Raw genomic sequence first — 21188 nt, 5'->3', positions numbered from 1 at the left:
CTCTTGGATGCTGACCGCCGAACGCCCCTCCGACAAGAACTTCCGCGCCGCACCCAGCAAGGCGTTGCGAGTCCGCTCGCGCCGTCGGTCGATACGGTTGCGGACCACTGGCTCGGCCATCTCGTGCCATCCCTTCAGCGACGTCATGAAGATCGTAACTGAGCATATTATCAGCTACGATTTCGTGTCCGAGATCTGGCGCGTATCCGGCAGCGCAGCGCGGCAGAGCGGCGTCGATCTATCAGGCGCGTCGGGGAGGTGAGGGTCGGTGTATCGGCCGTCGGCGCCTGGAGGGGTCATCCTGGACGACAGCGTCCCGTTGATGACCGATGGCCGGCGCGCCGGACGTCGCTACGCCCGAGTTCGGGTCGTAGCCGTGCCTCAACCGCCGGTCTCGGTTTGGGCCGGCCAATTCCGGCCGCGGGTCGGCGGCGCAGTGGGCGCCGCGTGGCAGTCGGGGGTCGACAGGCGCAGCCACCGGACCGTCATTCGGGATGGTTTCCAGCGATGGGCCGCGGAATGTGCGCGCCGGGTCATGAAGTTCGCCGATTCAGCGTGGCCGACCAGGTCGTGTCTCCCCATGATTTGAGCCACTGGAACGTTGTGCCGCGCCTATCCTGCGAAATCAGTTGCAGGACATCAACCCCTCGGATCTCCGCCCTGCACACCGCCAAGTCCGCAGTCGCCGGTCTGCTCATCGCCACCGACCCCGCCGAAGGCCGGTCACAAGAAGGCGGCAGTGCCTACGCCCGCCGCAACGCCGACGAGGGCGGCCGCCGTCAGGCTGTCCAGAGCACCCGCGCCCGTCGACCACACTGCGCAGCCACACTCTTCGTCGCCGCCTTATGTGCGGTTCGGTACTGGGCCCGGGGCTTTTTCGCGGCGAGTCCGCATCTCCAGGATAGCCATGAGCGCGGTCGGCACGACCGCCAGCACCGACGCGGCCAGCACCCAGGCGAAGGTCACCGCGAATGCCGATGCCGGATCGGGATGCTCGACGCCCTTGTCGTGCAGGTGTTGCTGCAGGACGACCACGAAGGCGGCGGTGCCGATGGAACCCCCGACGCGCTGCATGACGGTGAGTTGCGGTGTGGCATCGATGATCTGGGACGGAGTGAGATTCCGCAAGGCGGCGGTCATGGCGGGCATGGCCGCCAGGCCGATGCCGAGGCCGCGCACGATCATGGCGCAGCCGAGCAGCCAGTACGGGGTGTCGTCGGCGATCAACATGAACGGAATGGTCGCGACACAGCCGACCAGCGCACCGAGCAGGCAGGTCAGTGCGCCGACCCGTTCGTAGAGCCGGGCAGACACCCCCATGGCGACGGCCGCACCGATGCCTTGAGGCGCCATGAGCAGGCCGGTGTGCGCAGCGTCCTGATGGCGAACCAGCTGAAAGTACAAGGGCAGCAACACCATCGCGCCGAATGTCACGGCTCCGATCACGAAGGTCGAGACGGTACCCGCCGTGAAGAAACGATCCCGCCACAACCTCAGGTCCAGCACGGGGTTCGGGATGCGAAGCGAGCGCACCACGAACAGGGCGGTGCACACCGCTCCTCCGCACAGCGTCACGAGCACCCGCGTAGCCGTCAGCCCGTGTGAGGCTGCCTCGGCGAGCCCGTAGGTGATGCCCACCATCCCCGCCGAGACCAGGATCAGTCCCGGTGTATCCAGGGCTCCGGCCGGTTCGTCCGGCTCGTCCGCGGGCAGCAGCCGTGCGGCGAGCACCAGCCCGATGACACCGATGGGCGCGTTGATCAGGAAGATCCACTGCCACCCCGCGTATTCCAGCAACAGCCCGCCGATGGTGGGACCGACGATCGGCGTCAGCACCATGGGTATGCCCGCGGCCACCATGGCTCTGGCCATGCCTTGCCGCCCGGCGGCGGTCACCAGGATCATCTGCCCGACGGGGATCATGACCCCGGCTCCGAGGCCCTGCGCGACCCGGGCGAGGATCAACAGGCCGACGCTGTTCGCGGCCGCGCATGCGACCGAGGCGAGGGTGAATGCCAGCAGCGCACCGATATACAGCCGTTTAGCTCCCACTCGGCGTGCCGCCCATCCGGTCACCGGCAGCACCGCCGCCTGTACCAGCAGGTACGCGGTCACGACCCACTGGATTGCGTCGAGGGCGCCGCCCAGGTCGGCGGCGAGTGATTTCAAAGCGACATTGACGACGGTGGCGTCCAGGAACGCCAGAACCGCGCCGAACAGCACAACCACGACTGCCCGCCGCGCCTGCGGGCTGAGTGTCGGCCGCTCGACGGCCGCGTCCGATGGATTCGAGATGGTCACCCCTCGAAGTGTCACCCACGGGGATGAACCTGTCAATCAGTTGGATGACAATGTATCCGTTCAGATGACTCGATCATCCAGCCAGTTACAATGTTCGAATGGCGACCGAGCCCGACACCACCGCAAACTCCAGCCGTTCCGCCGCGGGCCGTCGTCCCCGCCGCGCGCCCAGCGCTGCAGATCGCCGTCGCGATGCCGAACGCTCACGCCAGGCGCTGCTCGATGCCGCGCTGGACGAGTTCGCGGCCAAGGGGTTCGACGGCGCCCGGGTGCAGGAGATCGCCGACCGGGCCGGGGTCAACAAGCAGCTGATCGCCTATTACTTCGGCGGCAAAGAGGGCCTTTATCAAGAGATCCAGCGCGGCTGGCCCGCGGCCGAGGCAGAGCGCGCCGATCCGGAACTCCCTCTCGAGGAGGTCGCCGCGCGCTACCTCTCCGCAGCGCTGGAAGATCCGAGACCTGCGCGGCTGCTGGTGTGGCGGGGGCTCACCGGAAGCGGTGCCGCCAGCGACTACCTCGAAGGGGAGGACACTGTCGAGACCGACCTGGCCAATCTTGCCCGCGCCCAGGAACGCGGAGAAATCCACCCGGACTTGGATCCGGCCTTCGTGCGCATGGCGGTCACGGGCATGATCCTGGCCCCGGTCATGCTGCCCGAGACCGCATTGCAGGCGACCGGAAAACAGCCTGGCTCATCGGAATTCGAGGAGTACTACAGCGGGCAGTTGCGGACGCTGCTCCGCCTTCTAGGTCGTGTCTCCCAATAGTGTTCGCTGTGTGGGGCTGATCGGGCATCATGTTCGCCGTGGTGACGGTGGCGGGTGATCGATATCGTGTGCTGACGGACAGGCAATGGGAGCTGCCGGAGTGGCTGTTGCCGAAATCCGAAGGGCGCGTTGGTCGTAACTTCTGCGAGAATCGCAGGATCGTGGAGGGGATGCTGTATCGGCTGCGCACCGGTGTGCCGTGGCGGGATCTGGCGGAGGTGTTCGGGCCGTGGCATACGGTGTGGAACGGCACCGCCGCGATGCCATCGACGGCACCTGGGATCGGGTGCTGACCGCGCTGCTCGCGCCGTCCGACAGCACCGGTGATCTGGACTGGGTAGTGGCGATCGACTCGACGATCGTGCGCGCGCATCAGCACGCCGCCGGGGGCCCGCACCGCTGGCCGGGAGTGCGATTCATGAACCGACCGGCCACGGGGTGGCCCGTTCGCGGGGCGGGCTGATCATCAAGGCCCCTGTGGCCACCGACGGCAACGCCCCGCGGCCTGGCCGTGCTGATCACGCCTGGACAGGCCGCAGACTCGGGTGATGCTGCCCGCAGTGGCTCGAGCGGGTGGCGGTGCCCCGGCTCGCCGGTGGCCCACCTCGGCGTGATCCCGGCACGGTCATCGCGGACATGGCGTACTCGGCGGCGTCGAACCGGGACCTGCTGCGGCGCAAACAGATCCGCAGCGTCATACCCCGACGATCCGGCCAGGTCGCCGACCGGAAAAAGTGCGGCCGCCTCGGTGGACGGCCGCCAGGCTTCGACGAGGTCGAGTACAAACGACGCAACGTGGTCGGGCGCGCGTTCAACAAGGGCGAACACTGGCGCGTAGTCGCGACTCGCTACGACAAGCTCGCCCTGACCTACCGCGCCTGATTCACACTGGCTCTCATCGTCGAATGGCTCAAATCATTGGGAGACGCCAGCTAGCCCCAGTTGGCAGCGAGGGTGAGGCAGAACGGGTGGCCGCTGGGATCGAGCAGCACCCGCCAGGTCTCACCAGGCTGAAACTCCGGCACGGTGGCGCCCAGTTCGACCAGTTGTTTACTGGCGATCTCGAGGTCTTCGACCGCCAAATCCAGGTGGAACTGTTTGGTGCCGTTCTCGTTCGGCCAGGCCGGCGGCTGATAGTCCGGGATCGTGCCGAATCCGAGCGCGTGATCCGGGCCGGTGAGCATGGCGTACTCGTCCTGCACGTGCGCGATTTTCCAACCGAGCGCCGCCGCCCAGAACTCCGCGTCTCGTCGTGCGTCGGCACTGTCCAGGGTGAGCATTTTCAACGTGGCAACCGCCATGGTTTTTCCTCTCCGCAACAAGATTACTGTCAGTCAGCCTGCAACACCGGAAGCCGCAGACGATTGCAAAAACGCGACACCGGCCCGCGCCCGAGATCGGCGGCCGTAAGCGGTCCGCCGAGGTCCACTCCCCACCGTCACTGCCTTCTGCGCTTCGGTATCCCGAATCGTCTGGTCCGTCCTCCGTCTCCGGCGTGCTTTGTCTGGTTCCGAACTCCGTTGTATTCGGGTGGGTCCCACAGCAATCCGGAGGCGAAGTGGCCGCGGCGGGCGGCCTTGCCCAGCCAGTACTCTGCCTGCTCCAGGTCGCCCTTGCTCTGGGCCCGAACTCCGAGAGTGAACATCTCCCACACGTCTTCGGCCGGATCCTGGTCGCTGCGAGGTTCGGTCCGTTTCGGATCGCTGGCCATCTCGAGCTGTGCGCTCAGGGTCCCCGCGAGGCCGTCACCGGCGTCGACCGCTCTTCTCAGCCAGCGTTTGGACTGCTTCCGATGACCATCCCATTGGCACACGACCCCGAGAGTGAACATCGCGCACGTGTCGCCGGCGTAAGCGGCCCTGCGCAACGCCTCGATCTGGCCGGCGTCGAAGATCTTACGAGGCCCGAGTTCGATACCGGCGGGTTCGATCCCCTGTTCGCGCAGCTTCTGGTACCTGGACTTGGCGTCGGTGTCGCCGGCGTCAGCAGCCCTGCGATACCAGAAGGCCGCCCGGTCCGGCTTATCTTCGTGTTCGTACAGGTCTGCGAGATTGAACATCGCGCCGCTGTGGAAGTTGTGGGCAGCCTCGAGGTACCAGTGTTCGGCTTGCTGCGAATCGTTATGGGCCCGGAGCAGATTCCCGAGGTTGATCATCGAGCCGGAAAATCCGGCCTCGGCGGCCGTGCGGTACCAGTGCTCGGCCTGTTCGATATCGCCCGCGTGCTCGAACAGGTGGCCCAAGTTGTGCCGCGCGACGGTGCTGCCGGCCTCGACCGCTCGGCGGTACCAGTGCTCGGCCTGGTCGCGGTCGCCGAATCGCGTGAGCAGGGCGCCCAATTCGTTCATCGCGTCGGCGTCGCCGGCCTCGGCCCGCCCACGCAACGCCTCGGCATCGCTGGTTGCCACCTCCGATTGTGCCTGGCCGGCCCCACCATCGTTCTGCGCACGCAGTGCGTTGAGATTCTCCCGAGCCTGCTGGTTCCCGGCGTCGGCGGCCTTGCCGAGCCAGTATGCGGCCTTGTCCCGATCGCCGGCACTCTGGGCCAGGAGCGCAAAGTTGTTCATCGCATCCGGGCCCCCCGTTGCGGCCGCCTTGGCCATCCAGTATTCGAGCTGTTCGCTGTCATCGCCCTGGTACAGGATTGCGAGATTGTTCATCGATGCCCCGTTGCCCGCATCCGCGGCCTGGCGATACCACTTTTTCGCGCGCTCACGATCACCGCGCTGGTCGAACAGCGAACCGAGGCGGTGCATGGCCCAATGGTCGCCATCCTGGGCGGCCACACGATCGCGATATTCCGCCTGTTGCACCTCATCGCCCTGCGCGAGCAGGGGGCCGAGGCGGTCCAAGGCATCGGCACGTCCGGCATCGGCGGCTTCGCGATACCAGTGCTCGGCCTCCGCTCTCTTTCCACCATCGGAGAGCACGACACCGAGATTGGACATCGACCCCGTCCTCCCCGCGTCGACGGCCTTGCGCAACCAGTGCTCGGCCTGGTCGAGGTCACCCTCTGTGCGGAGCAAGATGCCGAGGTGGTTCATGGCATCGGTATCGCCGGTCGCGTCGATGGCCTTGCGATACCAGAACTTCGCCTGTTCCTGATCGCCGTCGACCCGAGGTGGAAGTGCTCCCCGAGATAGAACATCGCATCCACATCCCCGGCCTCGGCCCGAGCGCGCCAACGCTCGACCGCGTCCGAATCACCTTGCGCCACTATCGGGACCTTCCTGCTCACAAACCCAACTCCATCGCACCACCGACTGTTCGGCAGGCGAGTGCCGTCGGCGCATGTTGGCGAACCCGAAAATCCAAGTGCCTACGCACATCTGCTCAGCCAAAATCCCCCGTTGCAAGTGCCTTCCGAATCCCGACATGCACTATATGACGCGGGCAACCGGGAGCAGAGGGGACCGTACAGACAACGGCGTAACTCCGAATTATGGAGTGGTACTTGATGTCTGACACGACAATGGTCGATGTGGCCGATACCGGGTCGGATTCGGACTGAGCTGCTTGGTCATCGGAGGCAGGATCGGATTGCGCGTTGTGTTTTCGGTCGCGGTGGGTTGGCGTCCCTAATTGAGGATTTCCAGCATCCGCCCTCCCAGAACCCCGGCGGAGTGCGGGTTTTGGCCGGTGACGAGGTTACGGTCCTCGACCATGTAGGGCTCCCAGATGGGGCCACGGCTGTAGTTGACCTTGACCTTCTCTTTCAGGTCCGTTTCCAGCAGCCATGTGGCCCGTGAGGCGAGGCCGACGGCCTCTTCCTCCTCGTTGGAGAAGCCGGTGACGTTGTAGCCCTGGAAGGGCGAGACGCCGTGGATTCTGGTGGCCAGCATCGCGGAGGGCGCGTGGCACACGATGAACAGCGGGTTGCCCGACTCCAGTTGCGCCGTGAGCAGGCGGCCCGCGTCGGCGTCGAACGCCAGGTCGGCCATTGGGCCGTGGCCGCCGGGCAAGTAGACCGCCACGTAGTCCTCCAGGCGTACGTTCGACAGCTGCAGCGGCCGGCGCAGAGCCTCCGCGTCGCGGATGATCGCTTCCAGATCCAGCGCGCCCTGTTCGCCCCTGCCATCGCGGGGCGCAGGCTCATCATGTCCACGTTCGGCGTGGTGCCGCCGGGAGTGGCGACGACGATTTCGTAGCCCGCGTCGGTGAGCATCTTGTAGGGGTTGGCGAACTCCTCGGCCCAGTAGCCGGTCGCGTACCTCGTTCCGTCCTTGAGCACCCAGTACGTGGCCCCACTCACGATGAACAAGATCTTCGGCTTGGACATGATGCACTCCTCTCGGATCGGCCCCTTCCTTCAGCGTGACACCCGAACCACGGCGGCGCTCGTGCCCGACCGTGAAACGTGGATTCGAGACAGCGACGGGTGCGCGCCTTGCGTTGCCTGTGTGTGAGCCTCCGAGCGGGGTGGCCAGCGGCGTTCGCGGGCGGCCGCGTGGGCATGAGAGCGGCCTGACCGTGTTGTCTCCACATCGGGCCGGACTGCCAGGCGGACAGGGGAGCGGTGAGGCTCCGGCCGCCGTTCGATCGTTGCGCCTGTCCGCCATCCACCTGTCGGGAGTGTGGGCTCAGCGTGCTCGTCGAGGACGAGCGCCTGTTTCCAGCCGAGGTTCGCCGCGTCCTGCAGTCCGAGGCCCGCTCGGCGAGCACCTGGACAAGCCTTCGCTGTTGCACGGTGTGGTGAACAGTTGGGAGGCAGGCATCGATGTGAGTTCCAAGGGAAATCCCGCGAAAGATGATTTGATGCGCAAGTCCTGACGCCGCCGAAACAGCACCAGTACGAGATTCGTTGCTACATAAGCGATCCCGGGGTCGCATCATCGAGGTCGGACAAACGACCGACGCGAGCGGAGACTGGACGCCGTGGTTGCCGTCTTCTCGCAATCATGACGTCGGGCGGTTGTGCTTGCCGGTTGCCGGTGCCCACGGCTCGGCCTCCCGAGCAGGGTATCCGCGGTTGAGTCGAGGCCACGGGACTCGCTTCAACGGGACCTCGTCGGGATGAACCGTTGACCCCGGCTCGTAGCGTGCATCAGCCGCGACCCGTTGTGCGCCAGGAGAAGAACTGCGGCGAACCGACCTCGTTCACGGTGTTGTGCGGTCGCCCGCGGAATTCAGCACGGTCGCGATCAGCGCGGTGCCTTCGCCGGTGCGGCCGCCCGGACCTGGCTGATAGACAACCGATTCCGGCGTCAGCTCGCCGCCGCAGCCGTCGCATGTCACCTTCGCCTCGACTCGATGACCGCACGTGCGATGGTGCAGCACCAGCGGCGGCCCCTCGGTCCCGGACTCCCATTTATCACCCCAAGCCATGAGGGCGAACAGCACCGGAATCAGTTCCTGACCCTTGTCTGTCAGGTGGTATTCGTATCGGTCGGGCCGCTGCTCGTAGCGGTGACGCCGCAAGACGCCCTGGTCCACCAGCCGCTGCAGTCGCTGGCTCAGCACATTGGTGGCGATACCGAGGTCGCGCTGCAACTCCTCGAAACGCCGCAGGCCCAGTGCCGCATCGCGAAGGATCAGCAGGGTCCACGAGTCTCCGATGATCGACGCCGAACGCGCGATCGAGCACGCGATCTCGTGAAAGTTCGTTCGCCCCATCTTCCAGTCCCTTGCTTTGAGCAAGCTAGCTGCTTACAGTCGTTTTATGTACAACGCCATCGTACGGTTCCTGGTCCGGAGAACGTGGCGCCGCACCGGCTCGGGTGATCACGACGCCGCTGTGGCGATGGCGGCGCCGGACCTGCGATTCCGCTTCCTCGGCGATACCCCGCTCGGTGCCGACCTGCGCGGACCGGAGGCGTTCCGCGATTGGTTTGCCCGCTTCGATCAACTGCTGCCGGGATTGCGCCTGGAATTGGTGGATGTGGTCTCCAGCGGCCCGCCCTGGAGAACGAAGGTCGCGGTCCAGTTGCGGGTGAGTGGAACCCTGGCCGACGGCAGCGGTTACCGCAACACCGCGATGCAGTGGCTCACCCTGCGCTGGGGCAAGCTGGTGGACGATCTCGTCCTGGAAGACACCCTGACTTTGCAACGCGCCCTCGACCGGCAGCAGGCAGACGGGGCGATCGCCCGATCGCTGTGAGGCCGGCGGCAACACGCGATGAACGATCTCTACGCCACCGCCGGCCAGCGGGCGCGGACTCTCGAACTCGAGATCCCCAGGCAGGTGGTCAGTCGGACCGGATGCTCGCGCGCTGCCACGCCTGTGTAATCGCGGTGGGAATGCGCCCTCTGTCGGGTAGGTCGTATCCATTGGCGCGAGCCCACGCACGAATGACGTGGGGATCCACAGTCTGTGCTGCGCCTGAACTATCGAGATCAGTGGCGTGCGAACCTGGCAGCTGCTGCTCGGAATCACGGGAGAAGCTGACACCGTCATCGAGGAGCCCGTCGGGGAACAGTGGCACCTCGATCCGACCGCTGAAGCTGGCGGCGAGGAATGCAACCAAGCTGCCGTCGAAGGTGTACCAGCGCGGCCCGCGGGCTTCGTTGATGGCTAAACGCCAGTGGTCGGGATCGTCCGCGGGTTCGGCGATCCAGAAGAGATACTCGCCGTTGTCGGTGACCCCGCAGGCGAACAAGCTGTCCGGGGCGTGCGGCACCGGAAAACGACCAGTGTCACGATCATCGCGCAGTTGCCGGCGCAGAGTTGCCGGCATCGGGCCGAAAAGATTGACCCACTCGGTGGGGCCGTGCGGGTGATAGACCCTCAAGTACTCGCAGAAATTGCCGGGGCCGTACATCGTGGCGAGCTGCTTGTAGTCGGTCGGCAACTTGACACCCAGGGTGCTTTCGACAGCGCCCCAGTCCACTGAGACCGGGTGGGCGGGCGGTGGACAGATCCGCAGCAGGTCCGCGATTGAAGTCATAACGGTTCGACCGTACGGCCAAGCTGTGCGGTCGGCCAGCCGGCTCACAAACTGTCCGAGAAGGCCGTGGGGGCCGACCTGTGAAAAGTCACGTAAAGCGGGCTACTGCAGGCAATTGCTCATCTGCAGCACTTGCTCAGCGCCGGATTCCGCAGAGCTGCCCGGTGGGCTCCGAGCGCGGCCGGACGTACCTTGGCCGCACCCCACCCGGTACCGCGCCCGCGCCCATGATTCGATCGCGGTTCGTGGGGTGCGGGTCGGCTCCGACTCCGAGAAGTTTCCAACCTCGTCCAAACTGACGGCAGCGGCTGGAAGAACCTCGGTACCGCGGTCGACGGCAGGACAGGCGTCGACGTTCCGCTCGCGGGAGACTGAGCGTGACCCCCGCATCTCTGAAAGGAATCCGCTGTGTCACATCCCTTGGTGGCCCGCCTGCGTGACGTGCTCCCACCGCCGTCCAGTGGTGGAGACACCGTGGACTGGGAGGAAATCGCCCGGACGGAAGGGCTCGTGCTGCCGTCGGACTACCGGGAGTTCGTCGAGGTGTACGGCGGGGGAGAGATCGACGAGTACCTCGGCATCAGTACTCCTCCGGTGCCCGGGTCGGTGTACGGCGACCTGCTCGACGGGTTCGCGCCGTACCTCCGGCCCGAGGACGAGGCCGAGCTCGCGGTCCACTTCCCCGATGGCGGCCCACTGAAGCTTCTGGTCCTCGGATGCACGACCGACGGAGATGTGTTGGTCTGGCTGCGCATCGGTGAGCCCGACACGTGGAAGATCGCCGTCTTCCGACGCCAGGCGCTCCATGGAGAAAAGTCCTGGACGGTCTTCGACGGGGGGCTGGTGGAGTTTCTTGTGACGGTTCTCGAGGGGAGAACAACAGCCCCGCTCGAAGCCCGGAAGCTCGCGAGTACGCCCCACCGGTTCCTTGGCTGGCGTGAGGCCGAGAACCCCTGAGCTTGTGTTACTTTCCGCCCTCTGGCCGGTCTGGTGTTCATTACTGCCAACGGCCCTGGATCAGGGACGTCATTTTTCCACCGTCACGTCGAAGCCGAACACATTGCGGGCCAACACGATATTGCGCCGCGTCGCGGCGATCGAAACTTCAGCCGCACCGAACCGCGCTTGCCGCGCCGCTGCACGGGTAGGTGACATGAAGCAGCCCCCTGTGGCGAACTCGGTGGGGAAGGAGGACGGTGGTGCGGACTCTGTGGTCTGGTGGGGCGGAACACGATATCGAGCGGGGCTCGCTCGACACTGTGAACCGTCTCGGGATGGGGACGCTTTCCAGCGTATCCGGGCTCGATGTCCACGCCTCGAGGTCGCCGAAGGCGTACCGCGCGAAGGCATCCCGCAACCGGCCGAGTGAAACCGACGCGGCCGTGCGGTATGCCGGCACAACCCGCGCCGTGCGGTGATTCAGATACTCTGCATTGAAATTCTTCTGCGGCGCAGTGAAGGATGCCTATGGCCACCGATAAGGCGGACACGTCGTTCATGCCGATGGTGATCGCGGCCTGCGAACAGCGGGAGTCGCCGCAGCAGCGCCTGCTCACCGACGAACTGGCCGCCACGATGCTGCCCGCGCCGCTGCGCGCCCTGCTCGGGCTGCGTGTGGTCCGCACCCGGTTCGCTGCGCTGATGGACCGTGATGCGCCCGGGATCTGGAACAGCATCGCCTGCCGCAAGCGGTATCTCGACGATGCCGTCGCGCGGGCGATTGCCGATGGCATCACCCAGATCGTGGTGCTGGGTGCCGGATTCGACACTCGTGCCGCACGGTTCACCGCCTCGTCCGAGGCCACCGCGGTGGAAGTGGACCTGCCCCGTTCCGTCGCGCGTAAGCGGCGCCGGCTCGGCGACAGCCGGGTCGTCCTGGCGCCCATCGACTTCGAGCACGACGACCTGGCCACGGTTCTGACTTCCCGCGGCTACGGTCGCGGTCTGTTTCGTGGCGCATCTGATCGCGTTCGGCGGCTACGCACTGATCTACGGCAGCTTGGCGGCTCGTCCCGAAGCCGACGCGATGGCGCGTTACCTCACCGCGCGCGGCGTCTCCGGACACGCCATCGTCCGAGAACGGCGCTCGCGCAACACCGCCGAGAATCTGCGCAACTGCCTGCGGGAGCTGAACCGGCGCGGTATCGATCCGGAGCTGCTCCGAATCACGGTGGTAACCAGTAACTTTCACGTTCTGCGGACGGCCGGGCTGACCCGCCGCCTCGGTATCGATGCCCAGGTCCTGGTAGGCACGCGCGATCAGGGCAGGCCGTAGGCCAGTAGGACGTTGCCCGGCGCGCCTTGGGTGATCGGGTGCAGGTAGCCGGAGTTTGTGTAGAGCATGCCGTTCGAGATGACCGCGCCGTTGCCGTTGAGCGAGCCGCCGGTGCCTGGCACCAGGTTCACAGTCGTGTAGGCGCCCGACGTGTTGAGGTCCGCGAGGATCGTGCCGGTGTCGGCCGAGAAGACACGTAGGTGGCCGTCGACACTACCCTCATAGACCAGACCGGGCGTCGCGGATACCGCATTCGGCATGGCCCGGCACTGCTGGTCGACCAATTTGATGCCGGGCGGGCACAGGGTGGGCGGGTTCGGGGTGCTCCAGACACGTGAGCCGTCGGCCGGGTTCAGCGCGAACAGAGTGCCCGGACCCGCCTGGTAGGTGGCCACGTACAGGCGTTTGCCGTCGTAGGCTGCGCCCCACTGGATACCTTGCAGCGACTCGGCGCCCTGCACCGGCAGGGGGGTGGATGGAGACGACAGCTGGGATTGCCAGATGATCGCGCCGTTCGTGGCGTCGAGCAGATGGTAGATGCCGCTCTTCTGACCCGCGCCGACGACTCTGCGGCCGTTGATGGTGAAAATGTTCGGCTGAGTGCCGAAGTCGTAGTCGTGACCGGGATTCGGGCAGTTCCCTCCGGCCGGTGGTATCAGGCAGCGGACGTTCCACGTGTCGTTCGGGGTCATCTGATGGTTCCAACGGACCGCCCCGCTCCCCAGGTCCAGCGCGGCGATCGCTTCCGCTCCGTCGGGCGTGCCGGTGTAGGGATTTCCGGAGGTGTAGTACAGCGTGTTGCTCGTCGGGTCGATGGTGGGTGAGGACCAGATCGCCCCACCGCTGGGCGCCAATGCCGGCGTGCCACCGGTCGGCTCTGAGGGCGGAATCGTGTAGTGCTGCCACTTGATAGCGCCGCTCGCGGCATCGACCGCCACCATGCTGCCTCGAAACGAGCAGCACTGGTAGGTGGGGTTGACCGCTTGGCCCTCCTCCTGACTCGAGGTGCCCACGTAGACCGTGCCGTTGTATACCAACGGCGAGCTGGTAATGATCGCCCATGGGTGCTGGTCGAGTTTGGCGCTCCACCGCTTGGCGCCCGTCGCTGCGTCGAGTGCCCACAGGTTGGCCGAGTTGTCACCGAAGTAGACGATGCCGCCCACGACCGCGATCCCGTCGCGCAACCCGTACGTGGGAAGGTTCCCGAGAGTCGTGTGGGCGTCGAACGACCATTTGGACCGACCGGTCTTCGCGTCGAGAGCGTACAGCTTTCCGTCGCGGCCGCCGACGTAGAGGACACTGCCCACTACTGCGGGCTGACTGGATGCGGCGACGGCACCTGGGAAGGCGAACGCCCACTCGAGTTTCAACGAACCGACATTGGCGGGCGTGAGAGCGGTTTCGTTCGGATTGTACCGGGAACCGGTCGGATCGAACTGCCACATGGGCCAGTCTCCGCCGGCCGCCGGAGACTGCGCGGAGGCGACGGAGGTGAACAACAGAACAACCGCCACGAGTGGAAACCACACGCGGAGTAGTAGCTTTCGGAGCCTGGCTGGGAACGCGGCGTGACTGGTGGCGTCGGCCTTGCTGTTCACGGTCGTACGTATGTTCATCAGCTGAATCCTTTTGACCACAGCGCGATTTCATCGCCGAAGGTGCACGGTGCGCCGATCCGGCCCCGGCCGGTGTTCGGGAGCAGTGCATGGATGTTGCTGCTGTGCGGCACTTTCCCTCGAATTATTGCCGTCTGAACCCGAATCTGTCCCAGTTCCACGAAATCAGACTGATGTTCCCAGTTTTCGTGGGGTCGCGATACTGGACTTCAGGCCACGGGTTGGATGAACGGTTGCATCATTTCGGACTCGATCGGGCTCCGCATTCCCAGGGCGGAGTGACGACATCGGCGGTTGTGGAAGATCTCGAGGTATTCGAAGATCGCGTTTGCCAGCCCGATCCGCGTCTTCCGTCGCTGCCGGTTCAACAGATCGGTTTGCGTTCTGCCCCAAAGGTATTCGATGACGGCGTCGTCGTAGCAGTCGCCGATCGAGCCCATCGAGGGCACCAGCCCGGACTTACGGGGCCCGGTCGGTGAAGGCCCCGGAGGTGAATTGGACCCCGTGATCGGAATGAATGATCGTCCCGGCCTGTGGTGAGCGGTTTGGCGATGGCCATGCCCAGTGCGTTGGTCACCAGCGCGGCGGTTTGTGTTGAGTCGATCGACCAGCCGACGACCCGAGGGGAGATATCCCACCGGGTTCCGAACCCGAGCGAGTGCTTTCGGGTGACCTCGATCCAATTCGACCGGCACGGCAATCGAATCTGGCCTAAATGGTTTGCGCCGGGTCTTGCGCGCGGGGATGCTCAGCCGGACAGCCATAGATAGGACAAACGAAATGGCCGCATCCCGTAACCAGTCCGAGCCGGAGGTCCGCACGGCGGCCGGCGTGCTGCGCGGGCGCCGGGAGGCGGGGCCGGCGGTCTTCCGCGGCGTCCCGTTTGCCGAACCGCCGGTCGGCGACCTGCGTTTCGCCGCGCCGCAGTCGGTGCGCGGCTGGGACGGGGTGCGACCGGCCGTCGACTACGGCCCGCCGCCTCCGCAGTCCGCCGTGCTAGCGGTGCCTCTGGCCACTGCCGGAGGCGACTGGCTGACGGTCAACGTCTGGACGCCGGAACCGGATCCGGTCTCCGAGCTCCCGGTGATGGTGTGGATTCCCGGTGGTGGATATGCCATGGGCAACTCCGGCCTGCCGCAATACGACGCCGGGCACCTGGCCGCGACCGGAACTGTGGTCGTGACCCTCAACTACCGTCTCGGCATCGAGGGGTTCGCCCAGATCGAGGGCGCCCCGGCCAACCGTGGACTACTCGACCAGGTTGCCGCCCTGGAGTGGGTGCGGGACAACATCCGTGGGTTCGGTGGCGACCCTGAGCGAGTGACTGTCTTCGGGCAGTCGGCGGGTGCGGGATCGGTCGCCGCGCTGCTCGCGATGCCGCGCGCCGCCGGGCTGTTCCGCCGGGCGATCGCACAGAGTGTGCCGGGAACGTTCTTCTCTCCCGAACTGGCCGCCGACCTCACCGCGGCCTTCGCCGCCGAGCTCGGGGTGGCGCCCACGGTGTCCGGGCTCTCGGCGGTGGCCCCGGACCTGCTACCCGCCGCCGGCGACGCGGTCTTCGCCAAAATGGGCCGGTGGCGGGAGCGCTGGGGGCGGATCACCCACCGGCCGATCCCGTATGCGCCGGTCGTCGACGGTGATGTGCTGCCCACGACCCCCTGGCGGGCCCTGGCCGAGGGCACCGCCCGCGAGGTCGAGCTTCTCGTCGGGCACACGCGGGACGAGCATCGGCTGTTCAGCCTGATCGATGGAGTGCTCGGCCAGGTCACCAACGAGCAGACCGAGACCGCGCTGCACGTTCTCGCCGGGCCGGACGGTGCGCGCCGGTATCGCGAGGCGTTCCCGACCGCGGACGATGAGGAGCTCTACGAACTGGTCAACGCCGACTGGTTGTTCCGCATACCGAGCGTCCGGCTCGCCGACGCGCAGGTCGCAGGCGGCGGCCGAGCCCACGTCTACGAGCTCACCTGGACTGCCCCGGGCATGGGCGGCGCTCTCGGCGCCTGCCACGGGCTGGACGTGCCGCTCGTTTTCGGCAACCTGGGCAGTGGGGAGACCGCCATGCTGATCGGCGACCCGCCCCCGCCGGCGGCGGCGGAGCTGTCGGCGCGAATGCGCGGGTCATGGACGTCATTCTCGGCGCACGGCGATCCGGGCTGGCCCGCGTACGACGTCGAGCAGCGCCTCACCCAGGTCTTCGATACGCCGTCGACGGTCATCGCCTACCCGGAGGATGTCTCACGGCTGTTGTGGAAAGGCTTCACCTTCCCGGCGCTGCCGCTGCTTCCGTAGTGAAAGTAGCTGCCGCTCGGCCAAGTTCGGACCGCGTCGAGCGCGGCGATCTCGTACCGGTGTTCGGCGCCGAAGCGAGATTGATGCGCGAGACCCGCAGAGAGAATCGGCGGTAACCCATAAGGCGAGAGCCACCAGAATCGTTCGTTTACAGCCGAAGCGGCCGTGGTCGACAACCCTGAGTTCCACCAACTCGCTCAGACAAGGGCTATCCGAATATCTCGCGGCAGGGGGCAGCGGGGGATTTTCGACACCGACGTCGTGTACAGGACGATCGGCAGTCGTGTCAGCCGTGCCTACCGCATGTCCGAGGAATGGATCGATGCCGAACACGAGCACGTGAACAGCCGGCACGGACGACGGCGTCAGCGCGCGTTCAGCCATTCCCACGCCGCCGCAACCGATTCCGCGCACTCGACGCCTTCGGGCACCGGTGGCCGATCGACGACCACGACTGGAATGCCGCACCGACGGGCAGCGGTCAGCTTGGCCGCGGTGAGGTCGCCACCGCTGTCCTTGGTCACCATCACGGAGATGCGATGCTCGCGCAGCAGATCGACCTCCTGTGCCGCGGTGAACGGGCCACGGGCGAGAAGCAGGAGATGTTGCGGCGGAACGGGCCCGGTGGGCGGATCGATGGCCCGGATCAGAAACCACGGCTCACCGAGCGCGGCGAAGGCACCCACGCCCTGGCGGCCGATGGTGAGGAAGACGCGGTCGAAGGCGGTCACGGCGTGGGCGGCGGCGGCCAGATCCGGCACCCGCGACCACCGGTCACCGGGTTGTTCGGACCAGCCCGGCCGGCGCAGGTGCACGATCGGCACCCCGCCCGCTCGTGCCGCATCGGCCGCATGCGAGGAGATGGTGCCGGCGAAGGGATGGGTGGCGTCGACGACCGCGTCGATCGCATTGTCCGCCAGCCATTTCCGTAGCCCCTCGGTGCCACCGAAGCCGCCGATGCGCACCGCGCCGGCAGGCAGGACGGGTTCGCGCACCCGGCCGGCGAGCGAGGAGACGATGTCGAATCCTCGCTCGCCGGAGGCGATATCGGCGAGCTGCCGGGCTTCCCGGGTGCCGCCGAGAATCAGAACCTTCAGTGTCGCAGCACTTCCGGGTCAGTTACCGCTGAAGTAGGCGAAGGCCGAGTCGATCAGCGGCTGGCCGCCCGCGACCAGCAGGCCGATCACACCGCCCAGGACCGCGCCCGGAATCGAGCCGACGCCGATGAAGATCAGGCCGACCAGGAAGCCGATCACCGCGCCGACCGCGGCGCCCAGCGAGGCGTGCTGCAGCTCGGAGAAGAACCAGTCCTGACCGGAGATGTTCTTCACCGACGAGATCGGCTGCCCCTGGGGGGTCAGCGTCAGGCTGGTGCCGTCCTCGTTCACCGCGGCGGCGACGTTGGTGCCGTTGGGCCCCTTGGCCGAGAGCGGGTAGCTCATCACCACGGCGCCCTGGTCGTTGGTCAGGGTGACCGCCGACTTGTCCGAGGTGAGGGCGAACTTGCCACCCGTCACCGTGGTGACGATCTTGTTGCCCATATCGGCGAGTTCGGTGGTGTAGCCGACACCCTGGTCCGTGCCGTGCACGGCCGGGCTCTGCTGGGTCTGAACCTGGCTCGGCGCCGGCGCGGGCGCGGCAGGTTCGGCGTAAGCGGTACCGTAGGCGATGCTCGTCGCCGCGATGGCGATCAGCGAGGTGCCGACAATGTTGGTGAATCTCATCTATTTCCCATCGGATCGATCACCCGACATAACGATCGGATTACGCTGACCCGAAACATTTCCGCAGGTCAGCCGGTTGCCGTCTGTGGAATCGGATCAGAATCGTTACTCTACCGTCACTTTGGCGATCCAGGTACTCCAGCCACTGGGAGTTGTCGACCGCCTTGCGCCGGAACCCGCGCCCGAAGCTCCCCGCGCCGCTGGAGACGAACGCAGGTCCGCGCGTTCGTGTGCGCTCGGCGTTCGTGGCGGCCGTGTCCGGCTGCCGTCCTACCGGTCGGCCGCGACCGACGCGGTGTTGTCCCGTACTGCCTGCCCGTACCGCCGTGAGGTGAAAACCCGTGTCCCGTGCGGGGTTTCGACGGTGGCGGTGGTGGATGCGCCGATGATGAGCAGCGTGCGCATGTCGACCTCGTCCGGGTTCAGCTCGGCCAGCGTCGTCACACGCACCGATTCGGTCGGCCCACCGACGTCGCGGCCGAGGACCACCGGTGTGTCCGGGCCGCGGTGTTCGAGGACGAGCTCGCGCAGGGCGCCCACCTGCCACCGTCGCTGGGTGGAGGCCGGGTTGTAGATCGCGATCGCCATATCGGCGGCGGCGACCGCCGAAATGCGTTGTGCCACGGTCTCCCACGGTTTGAGGCGGTCCGAGAGCGAGATCATCGCGAAATCGTGGCCGAGGGGTGCGCCGATGCGGGCGGCGACGGCACTGGCCGCGGTGACGCCGGGCAGCACCCGCACGGGCACGTCACGCCACTGCGGATCCGCGGATTCCTCGACGACCGCGGCGGCCATCGCGAAAACCCCGGGATCGCCGGAGGACACGACCACCACGCGGGCTCCGGATTTCGCCAGATCCAAGGCCATGGCGGCGCGTTCGGATTCGACCCGGTTGTCGCTGAGATGGCGGCGCTGCCCGGGGCGGACCGGCACCCGATTCACGTAGGTGGTGTAGCCGACGATGTCGGTCGCCGCCGCGAGGGCGCGGGTCACCTCGGGCGTGGTCCACTGCGGGGAGCCGGGTCCCAGTCCCACCACCACGACCTCGCCGACCTCGGAGGCGGGGGAGGCGGGCGAATCATCCTGGGCCGCAGCGGGTTCGGCGGTGGTGAACGGTATCTCGGTGGTCGGGGCAGGTCCGGGCACCACGGTGATGGCGAAATACGGCACGTCGGCGTCGGAGACGTCGGCGGCGCGCAGGATCCGCTGCCGCCCGCTGCTGGCGCGTTCCACGTAGTAGGCGTCGTCGAGCCGACCGGCCTTCGACAACGCTTGGCGCACACCGGGATAGGTGCGGCCGAGTTTCATGATCGCCGCGGCGTCGGCGTCGGCGAGGCGTTCGGCGAGCTGATCCGGCGGCATGGTCCCGGGCAGCACCGTCAGCACCTGCTCACCCTCCACCAACGGTGTGCCGAGCGCGGCCGAGGCGGCACTGACCGAGGTGATGCCCGGGATGATCTCCGCGGGGAACCGGTCGGCCAGGCGCCGGTGCATATGCATGTACGAGCTGTAGAACAGTGGATCGCCGGCCGCCAGCAGCGCGACGGTGCGGCCTGCGGACAGGTGGCCGGCCAGCAGGTCGGCGGCGCGTTCGTAGAATTCGTCGATCGCGCCCTGATAGCCGCCCGGATGGTCGGTGGTCTCGGTGGTCACCGGATAGACGAGATGTTCCTCCAGCTGGCCTGGCCGCATATACGGCGCCGCGATCGAGCGCGAGATGCTGCGACCGTGGCGGGCGCTGTGGAAGGCGATGACATCGGCCGATTCGATGATGCGGGCCGCCTTCACCGTCACCAGCTCCGGGTCGCCGGGGCCGAGACCCACACCCCACAGCTTTCCGGGAGCCACACCCTGAGCGCTCATGCCGTGCCCCTCGAGGAATGAGCTGGGGTTCTCCGTGGTTACGCGCGCTGCCTCCTCCGCACCCTGAGCGCTCATTCCTGCTCACTCGCGATCGCGTTGAGGGCGGCGGCGGTGATGGCGCTGCCGCCGCGCCGGCCGTGCACGGTGAGGTATTCGACGCCGCCGTATTCGGCCAGCGCCTGTTTGGATTCGGCGGCGCCGACGAAGCCCACCGGGATTCCCAGCACCGCGGCCGGGCGGGGCGCGCCCGCGTCGAGCATGTCCAGCAGATGGAACAGCGCGGTCGGGGCATTGCCGATCGCGACCACGGCGCCGTCGAGCCGATCGCGCCACAGTTCCAGTGCCGCAGCCGATCTCGTATTGCCCATTTGCTGTGCGAGCTGCGGTACGCGCGGATCGGCGAGCAGGCACAGCACGTCGTTGTCGGCGGGCAGTCGTTTGCGGGTGACGCCGGAGGCGACCATGGTGGCGTCGCACAGGATCGGCGCGCCGGCACGCAGGGCGGTGCGGGCCGCCGCCACGACCTGCGGGGTGTGGGAGATATCGGTGGTCAGATCGACCTGTCCGCACGCGTGGATCATGCGCACCACCACCTGCGCGACATCGGCCGGGAACGGCGCCAGATCGGCTTCGGCCCGGATCGTCGCGAACGAGCGCCGATAGATCTCGGCCCCGTCGGTGAGGTAGCTGGTACGCACATCGGACATGGGCATCACCCTAGCGGTGGGAATCCGGGCCCCGAGCGGCAGCGTGGGCGAGGCACCGCCGGGTCCGCAACCTCGGGCGCCCGGCCCGCGACCTCAGAACGGCAGCCGGGCCCGCCACGGCGATTGGGCCGGATCGTGCAGGGGGTTGGCGAAGACGAGGTAGCGGAACAGGGCCAGTGCCCCGGTGAGCAGTAGCACCGCGAGCGGGACTTCGGCGAGCGCGGCCGTCGCGATCGACACCCGGATGTCGTCGGGTCCGGCGGTCGTCGTGTCGAACCAGGCGTCGGCGAGCAGCAGCACCCCGGTGCCGAAGGCGGGCAGGATGAGCAGTGCCCGGCGCCGCCAGCCGAGATAGGCGGTGGTCGTCATCATGACCACCAGCAGAATGTCGAATCCGATCCACACGAGGGACCAGTTGTTCGCGTTGTACTCCGGCGGCAGCGTGAGTCCGAGATAGACCAGCCACGGGATCATCGCGACCGAGCCGCCGACCATCAGCGACAACCGCAGCCCGCGCGCCACGCGCACCCGGCGGGGATTCGGCCGTACCCGGTCCGGCCGCAGGCGCGCGACCAATTCGAGCCGCTGGGCGAGCGAAAGCTCCTCGATCTGCGCATCGGAGAGCAGGGCGGCGGTGGACGGCTGTGGGGCGGACGGGTCCATCGATTCAGTGTGCGCGAACCCCAGGGACGAGGTATAGCGAGTCACCGCGAATCGGAGGGAGTTCGTCCCGATGATCGCACCGTCGGCCGGGGAGGCC

21 protein-coding genes and 2 pseudogenes are annotated in these 21188 nt (G+C 67.0%); 8 read left to right on the top strand and 15 right to left on the bottom strand.

Annotated elements, in window-relative coordinates; all coding sequences use genetic code 11:
* Positions 1-262 (top strand): hypothetical protein (locus AC5592_RS04690; protein WP_232329190.1); only part of this gene is annotated, 262 nt, incomplete at its 5' end.
* A gap of 581 nt (positions 263-843) precedes the next feature.
* Here AC5592_RS04690 and AC5592_RS04685 read toward each other — a convergent pair.
* Positions 844-2301, bottom strand: coding sequence for a DHA2 family efflux MFS transporter permease subunit (locus tag AC5592_RS04685; protein ID WP_051025500.1), 1458 nt, complete (start codon positions 2299-2301; stop codon positions 844-846).
* A 98-nt stretch (positions 2302-2399) separates the two neighbouring features.
* On the opposite strand from AC5592_RS04685, the gene AC5592_RS04680 reads away from it, so the two are divergent.
* On the top strand, positions 2400-3068 hold the full coding sequence (locus AC5592_RS04680; RefSeq protein WP_051025499.1) for a TetR/AcrR family transcriptional regulator: 669 nt from the start codon (positions 2400-2402) through the stop codon (positions 3066-3068).
* 29 nt (positions 3069-3097) lie between these two features.
* Positions 3098-3950 (top strand): annotated as a pseudogene (locus AC5592_RS04675) (IS5 family transposase).
* 50 nt (positions 3951-4000) lie between these two features.
* Here the strand turns inward: AC5592_RS04675 and AC5592_RS04670 are convergent.
* The 4 genes from AC5592_RS04670 to AC5592_RS04655 all read right to left on the bottom strand — a co-directional run bounded on the left by AC5592_RS04670 (position 4001) and on the right by AC5592_RS04655 (position 8680).
* Positions 4001-4369 (bottom strand): VOC family protein, encoded by a 369-nt coding sequence (locus tag AC5592_RS04670; RefSeq protein ID WP_036501643.1) that lies wholly within the window; start codon positions 4367-4369, stop codon positions 4001-4003.
* 137 nt (positions 4370-4506) lie between these two features.
* Positions 4507-6111 (bottom strand): tetratricopeptide repeat protein, encoded by a 1605-nt coding sequence (locus AC5592_RS04665; protein WP_063063508.1) that lies wholly within the window; start codon positions 6109-6111, stop codon positions 4507-4509.
* Positions 6112-6645: 534 nt separating this feature from the next.
* Complete coding sequence (locus AC5592_RS04660) at positions 6646-7041, bottom strand: type 1 glutamine amidotransferase family protein (RefSeq protein WP_232329188.1); 396 nt, start codon at positions 7039-7041, stop codon at positions 6646-6648.
* 1123 nt (positions 7042-8164) lie between these two features.
* Positions 8165-8680, bottom strand: coding sequence for a winged helix-turn-helix transcriptional regulator (locus AC5592_RS04655; RefSeq protein WP_063063507.1), 516 nt, complete (start codon positions 8678-8680; stop codon positions 8165-8167).
* Between the two features lie 46 nt (positions 8681-8726).
* On the opposite strand from AC5592_RS04655, the gene AC5592_RS04650 reads away from it, so the two are divergent.
* Positions 8727-9164, top strand: a complete 438-nt coding sequence (locus AC5592_RS04650) for a nuclear transport factor 2 family protein (RefSeq protein ID WP_051024635.1) — start codon at positions 8727-8729, stop codon at positions 9162-9164.
* A gap of 88 nt (positions 9165-9252) precedes the next feature.
* Here AC5592_RS04650 and AC5592_RS04645 read toward each other — a convergent pair whose 3' ends face one another.
* Positions 9253-9951: an Lsr2 family DNA-binding protein gene (locus AC5592_RS04645; RefSeq protein WP_063063506.1), complete on the bottom strand. Its 699-nt coding sequence runs from the start codon at positions 9949-9951 to the stop codon at positions 9253-9255.
* Between the two features lie 474 nt (positions 9952-10425).
* Here AC5592_RS04645 and AC5592_RS04640 point away from each other — a divergent pair, with 474 nt between their 5' ends.
* On the top strand, positions 10426-10908 hold the full coding sequence (locus AC5592_RS04640) for an SMI1/KNR4 family protein (protein WP_063063505.1): 483 nt from the start codon (positions 10426-10428) through the stop codon (positions 10906-10908).
* Positions 10909-10977: 69 nt separating this feature from the next.
* Here the strand turns inward: AC5592_RS04640 and AC5592_RS04635 are convergent, their stop codons facing one another.
* Complete coding sequence (locus tag AC5592_RS04635; protein ID WP_269750147.1) at positions 10978-11106, bottom strand: hypothetical protein; 129 nt, start codon at positions 11104-11106, stop codon at positions 10978-10980.
* 306 nt (positions 11107-11412) lie between these two features.
* Here AC5592_RS04635 and AC5592_RS04630 point away from each other — a divergent pair.
* Together AC5592_RS04630 and AC5592_RS04625 are read left to right on the top strand one after the other, a co-directional pair.
* Positions 11413-11829 (top strand): annotated as a pseudogene (locus AC5592_RS04630) (SAM-dependent methyltransferase); the annotation flags it as partial.
* 73 nt (positions 11830-11902) lie between these two features.
* Positions 11903-12226: a YdcF family protein gene (locus AC5592_RS04625; RefSeq protein WP_084506315.1), complete on the top strand. Its 324-nt coding sequence runs from the start codon at positions 11903-11905 to the stop codon at positions 12224-12226.
* Here the strand turns inward: AC5592_RS04625 and AC5592_RS04620 are convergent.
* The 3 genes from AC5592_RS04620 to AC5592_RS04610 form a co-directional block, all read right to left on the bottom strand.
* Positions 12211-13740 (bottom strand): outer membrane protein assembly factor BamB family protein, encoded by a 1530-nt coding sequence (locus AC5592_RS04620; protein WP_198163755.1) that lies wholly within the window; start codon positions 13738-13740, stop codon positions 12211-12213. The genes AC5592_RS04625 and AC5592_RS04620 overlap by 16 nt on opposite strands.
* Before the next feature lie 101 nt (positions 13741-13841).
* Positions 13842-14003 (bottom strand): hypothetical protein, encoded by a 162-nt coding sequence (locus tag AC5592_RS04615; RefSeq protein WP_157121567.1) that lies wholly within the window; start codon positions 14001-14003, stop codon positions 13842-13844.
* A gap of 48 nt (positions 14004-14051) precedes the next feature.
* Entirely contained in the window at positions 14052-14282 is a 231-nt protein-coding gene (locus tag AC5592_RS04610; protein WP_084506313.1) for a hypothetical protein, read from the bottom strand.
* Positions 14283-14622: 340 nt separating this feature from the next.
* Between AC5592_RS04610 and AC5592_RS04605 the strand changes: the two genes are divergently transcribed.
* Positions 14623-16134, top strand: a complete 1512-nt coding sequence (locus AC5592_RS04605; RefSeq protein ID WP_063063502.1) for a carboxylesterase/lipase family protein — start codon at positions 14623-14625, stop codon at positions 16132-16134.
* A 365-nt stretch (positions 16135-16499) separates the two neighbouring features.
* Here the strand turns inward: AC5592_RS04605 and AC5592_RS04600 are convergent, their stop codons facing one another.
* The 5 genes from AC5592_RS04600 to AC5592_RS04580 form a co-directional block, all read right to left on the bottom strand.
* Positions 16500-17231, bottom strand: a complete 732-nt coding sequence (locus tag AC5592_RS04600) for a cobalt-precorrin-6A reductase (protein WP_036501626.1) — start codon at positions 17229-17231, stop codon at positions 16500-16502.
* A gap of 18 nt (positions 17232-17249) precedes the next feature.
* Complete coding sequence (locus tag AC5592_RS04595) at positions 17250-17858, bottom strand: DUF8020 domain-containing protein (RefSeq protein ID WP_063063501.1); 609 nt, start codon at positions 17856-17858, stop codon at positions 17250-17252.
* 270 nt (positions 17859-18128) lie between these two features.
* Positions 18129-19721 carry a precorrin-2 C(20)-methyltransferase gene (locus tag AC5592_RS04590; protein ID WP_036501620.1) on the bottom strand — a complete coding sequence of 531 codons (1593 nt, stop codon included), beginning with the start codon at positions 19719-19721 and terminating at the stop codon, positions 18129-18131.
* Positions 19722-19792: 71 nt separating this feature from the next.
* Positions 19793-20428, bottom strand: a complete 636-nt coding sequence (locus AC5592_RS04585) for a precorrin-8X methylmutase (protein WP_036501618.1) — start codon at positions 20426-20428, stop codon at positions 19793-19795.
* A 93-nt stretch (positions 20429-20521) separates the two neighbouring features.
* Positions 20522-21091: a hypothetical protein gene (locus tag AC5592_RS04580; protein WP_051024636.1), complete on the bottom strand. Its 570-nt coding sequence runs from the start codon at positions 21089-21091 to the stop codon at positions 20522-20524.
* Between the last annotated feature and the right edge of the window lie 97 nt (positions 21092-21188).

The organism is Nocardia violaceofusca NBRC 14427 (assembly GCF_963869435.1).
Taxonomy (GTDB): Bacteria; Actinomycetota; Actinomycetes; order Mycobacteriales; family Mycobacteriaceae; genus Nocardia; species Nocardia aobensis.
The sequence above is the reverse complement of the archived record's forward strand: the minus strand, read 5'-3'. Positions and strand labels throughout refer to the sequence as shown.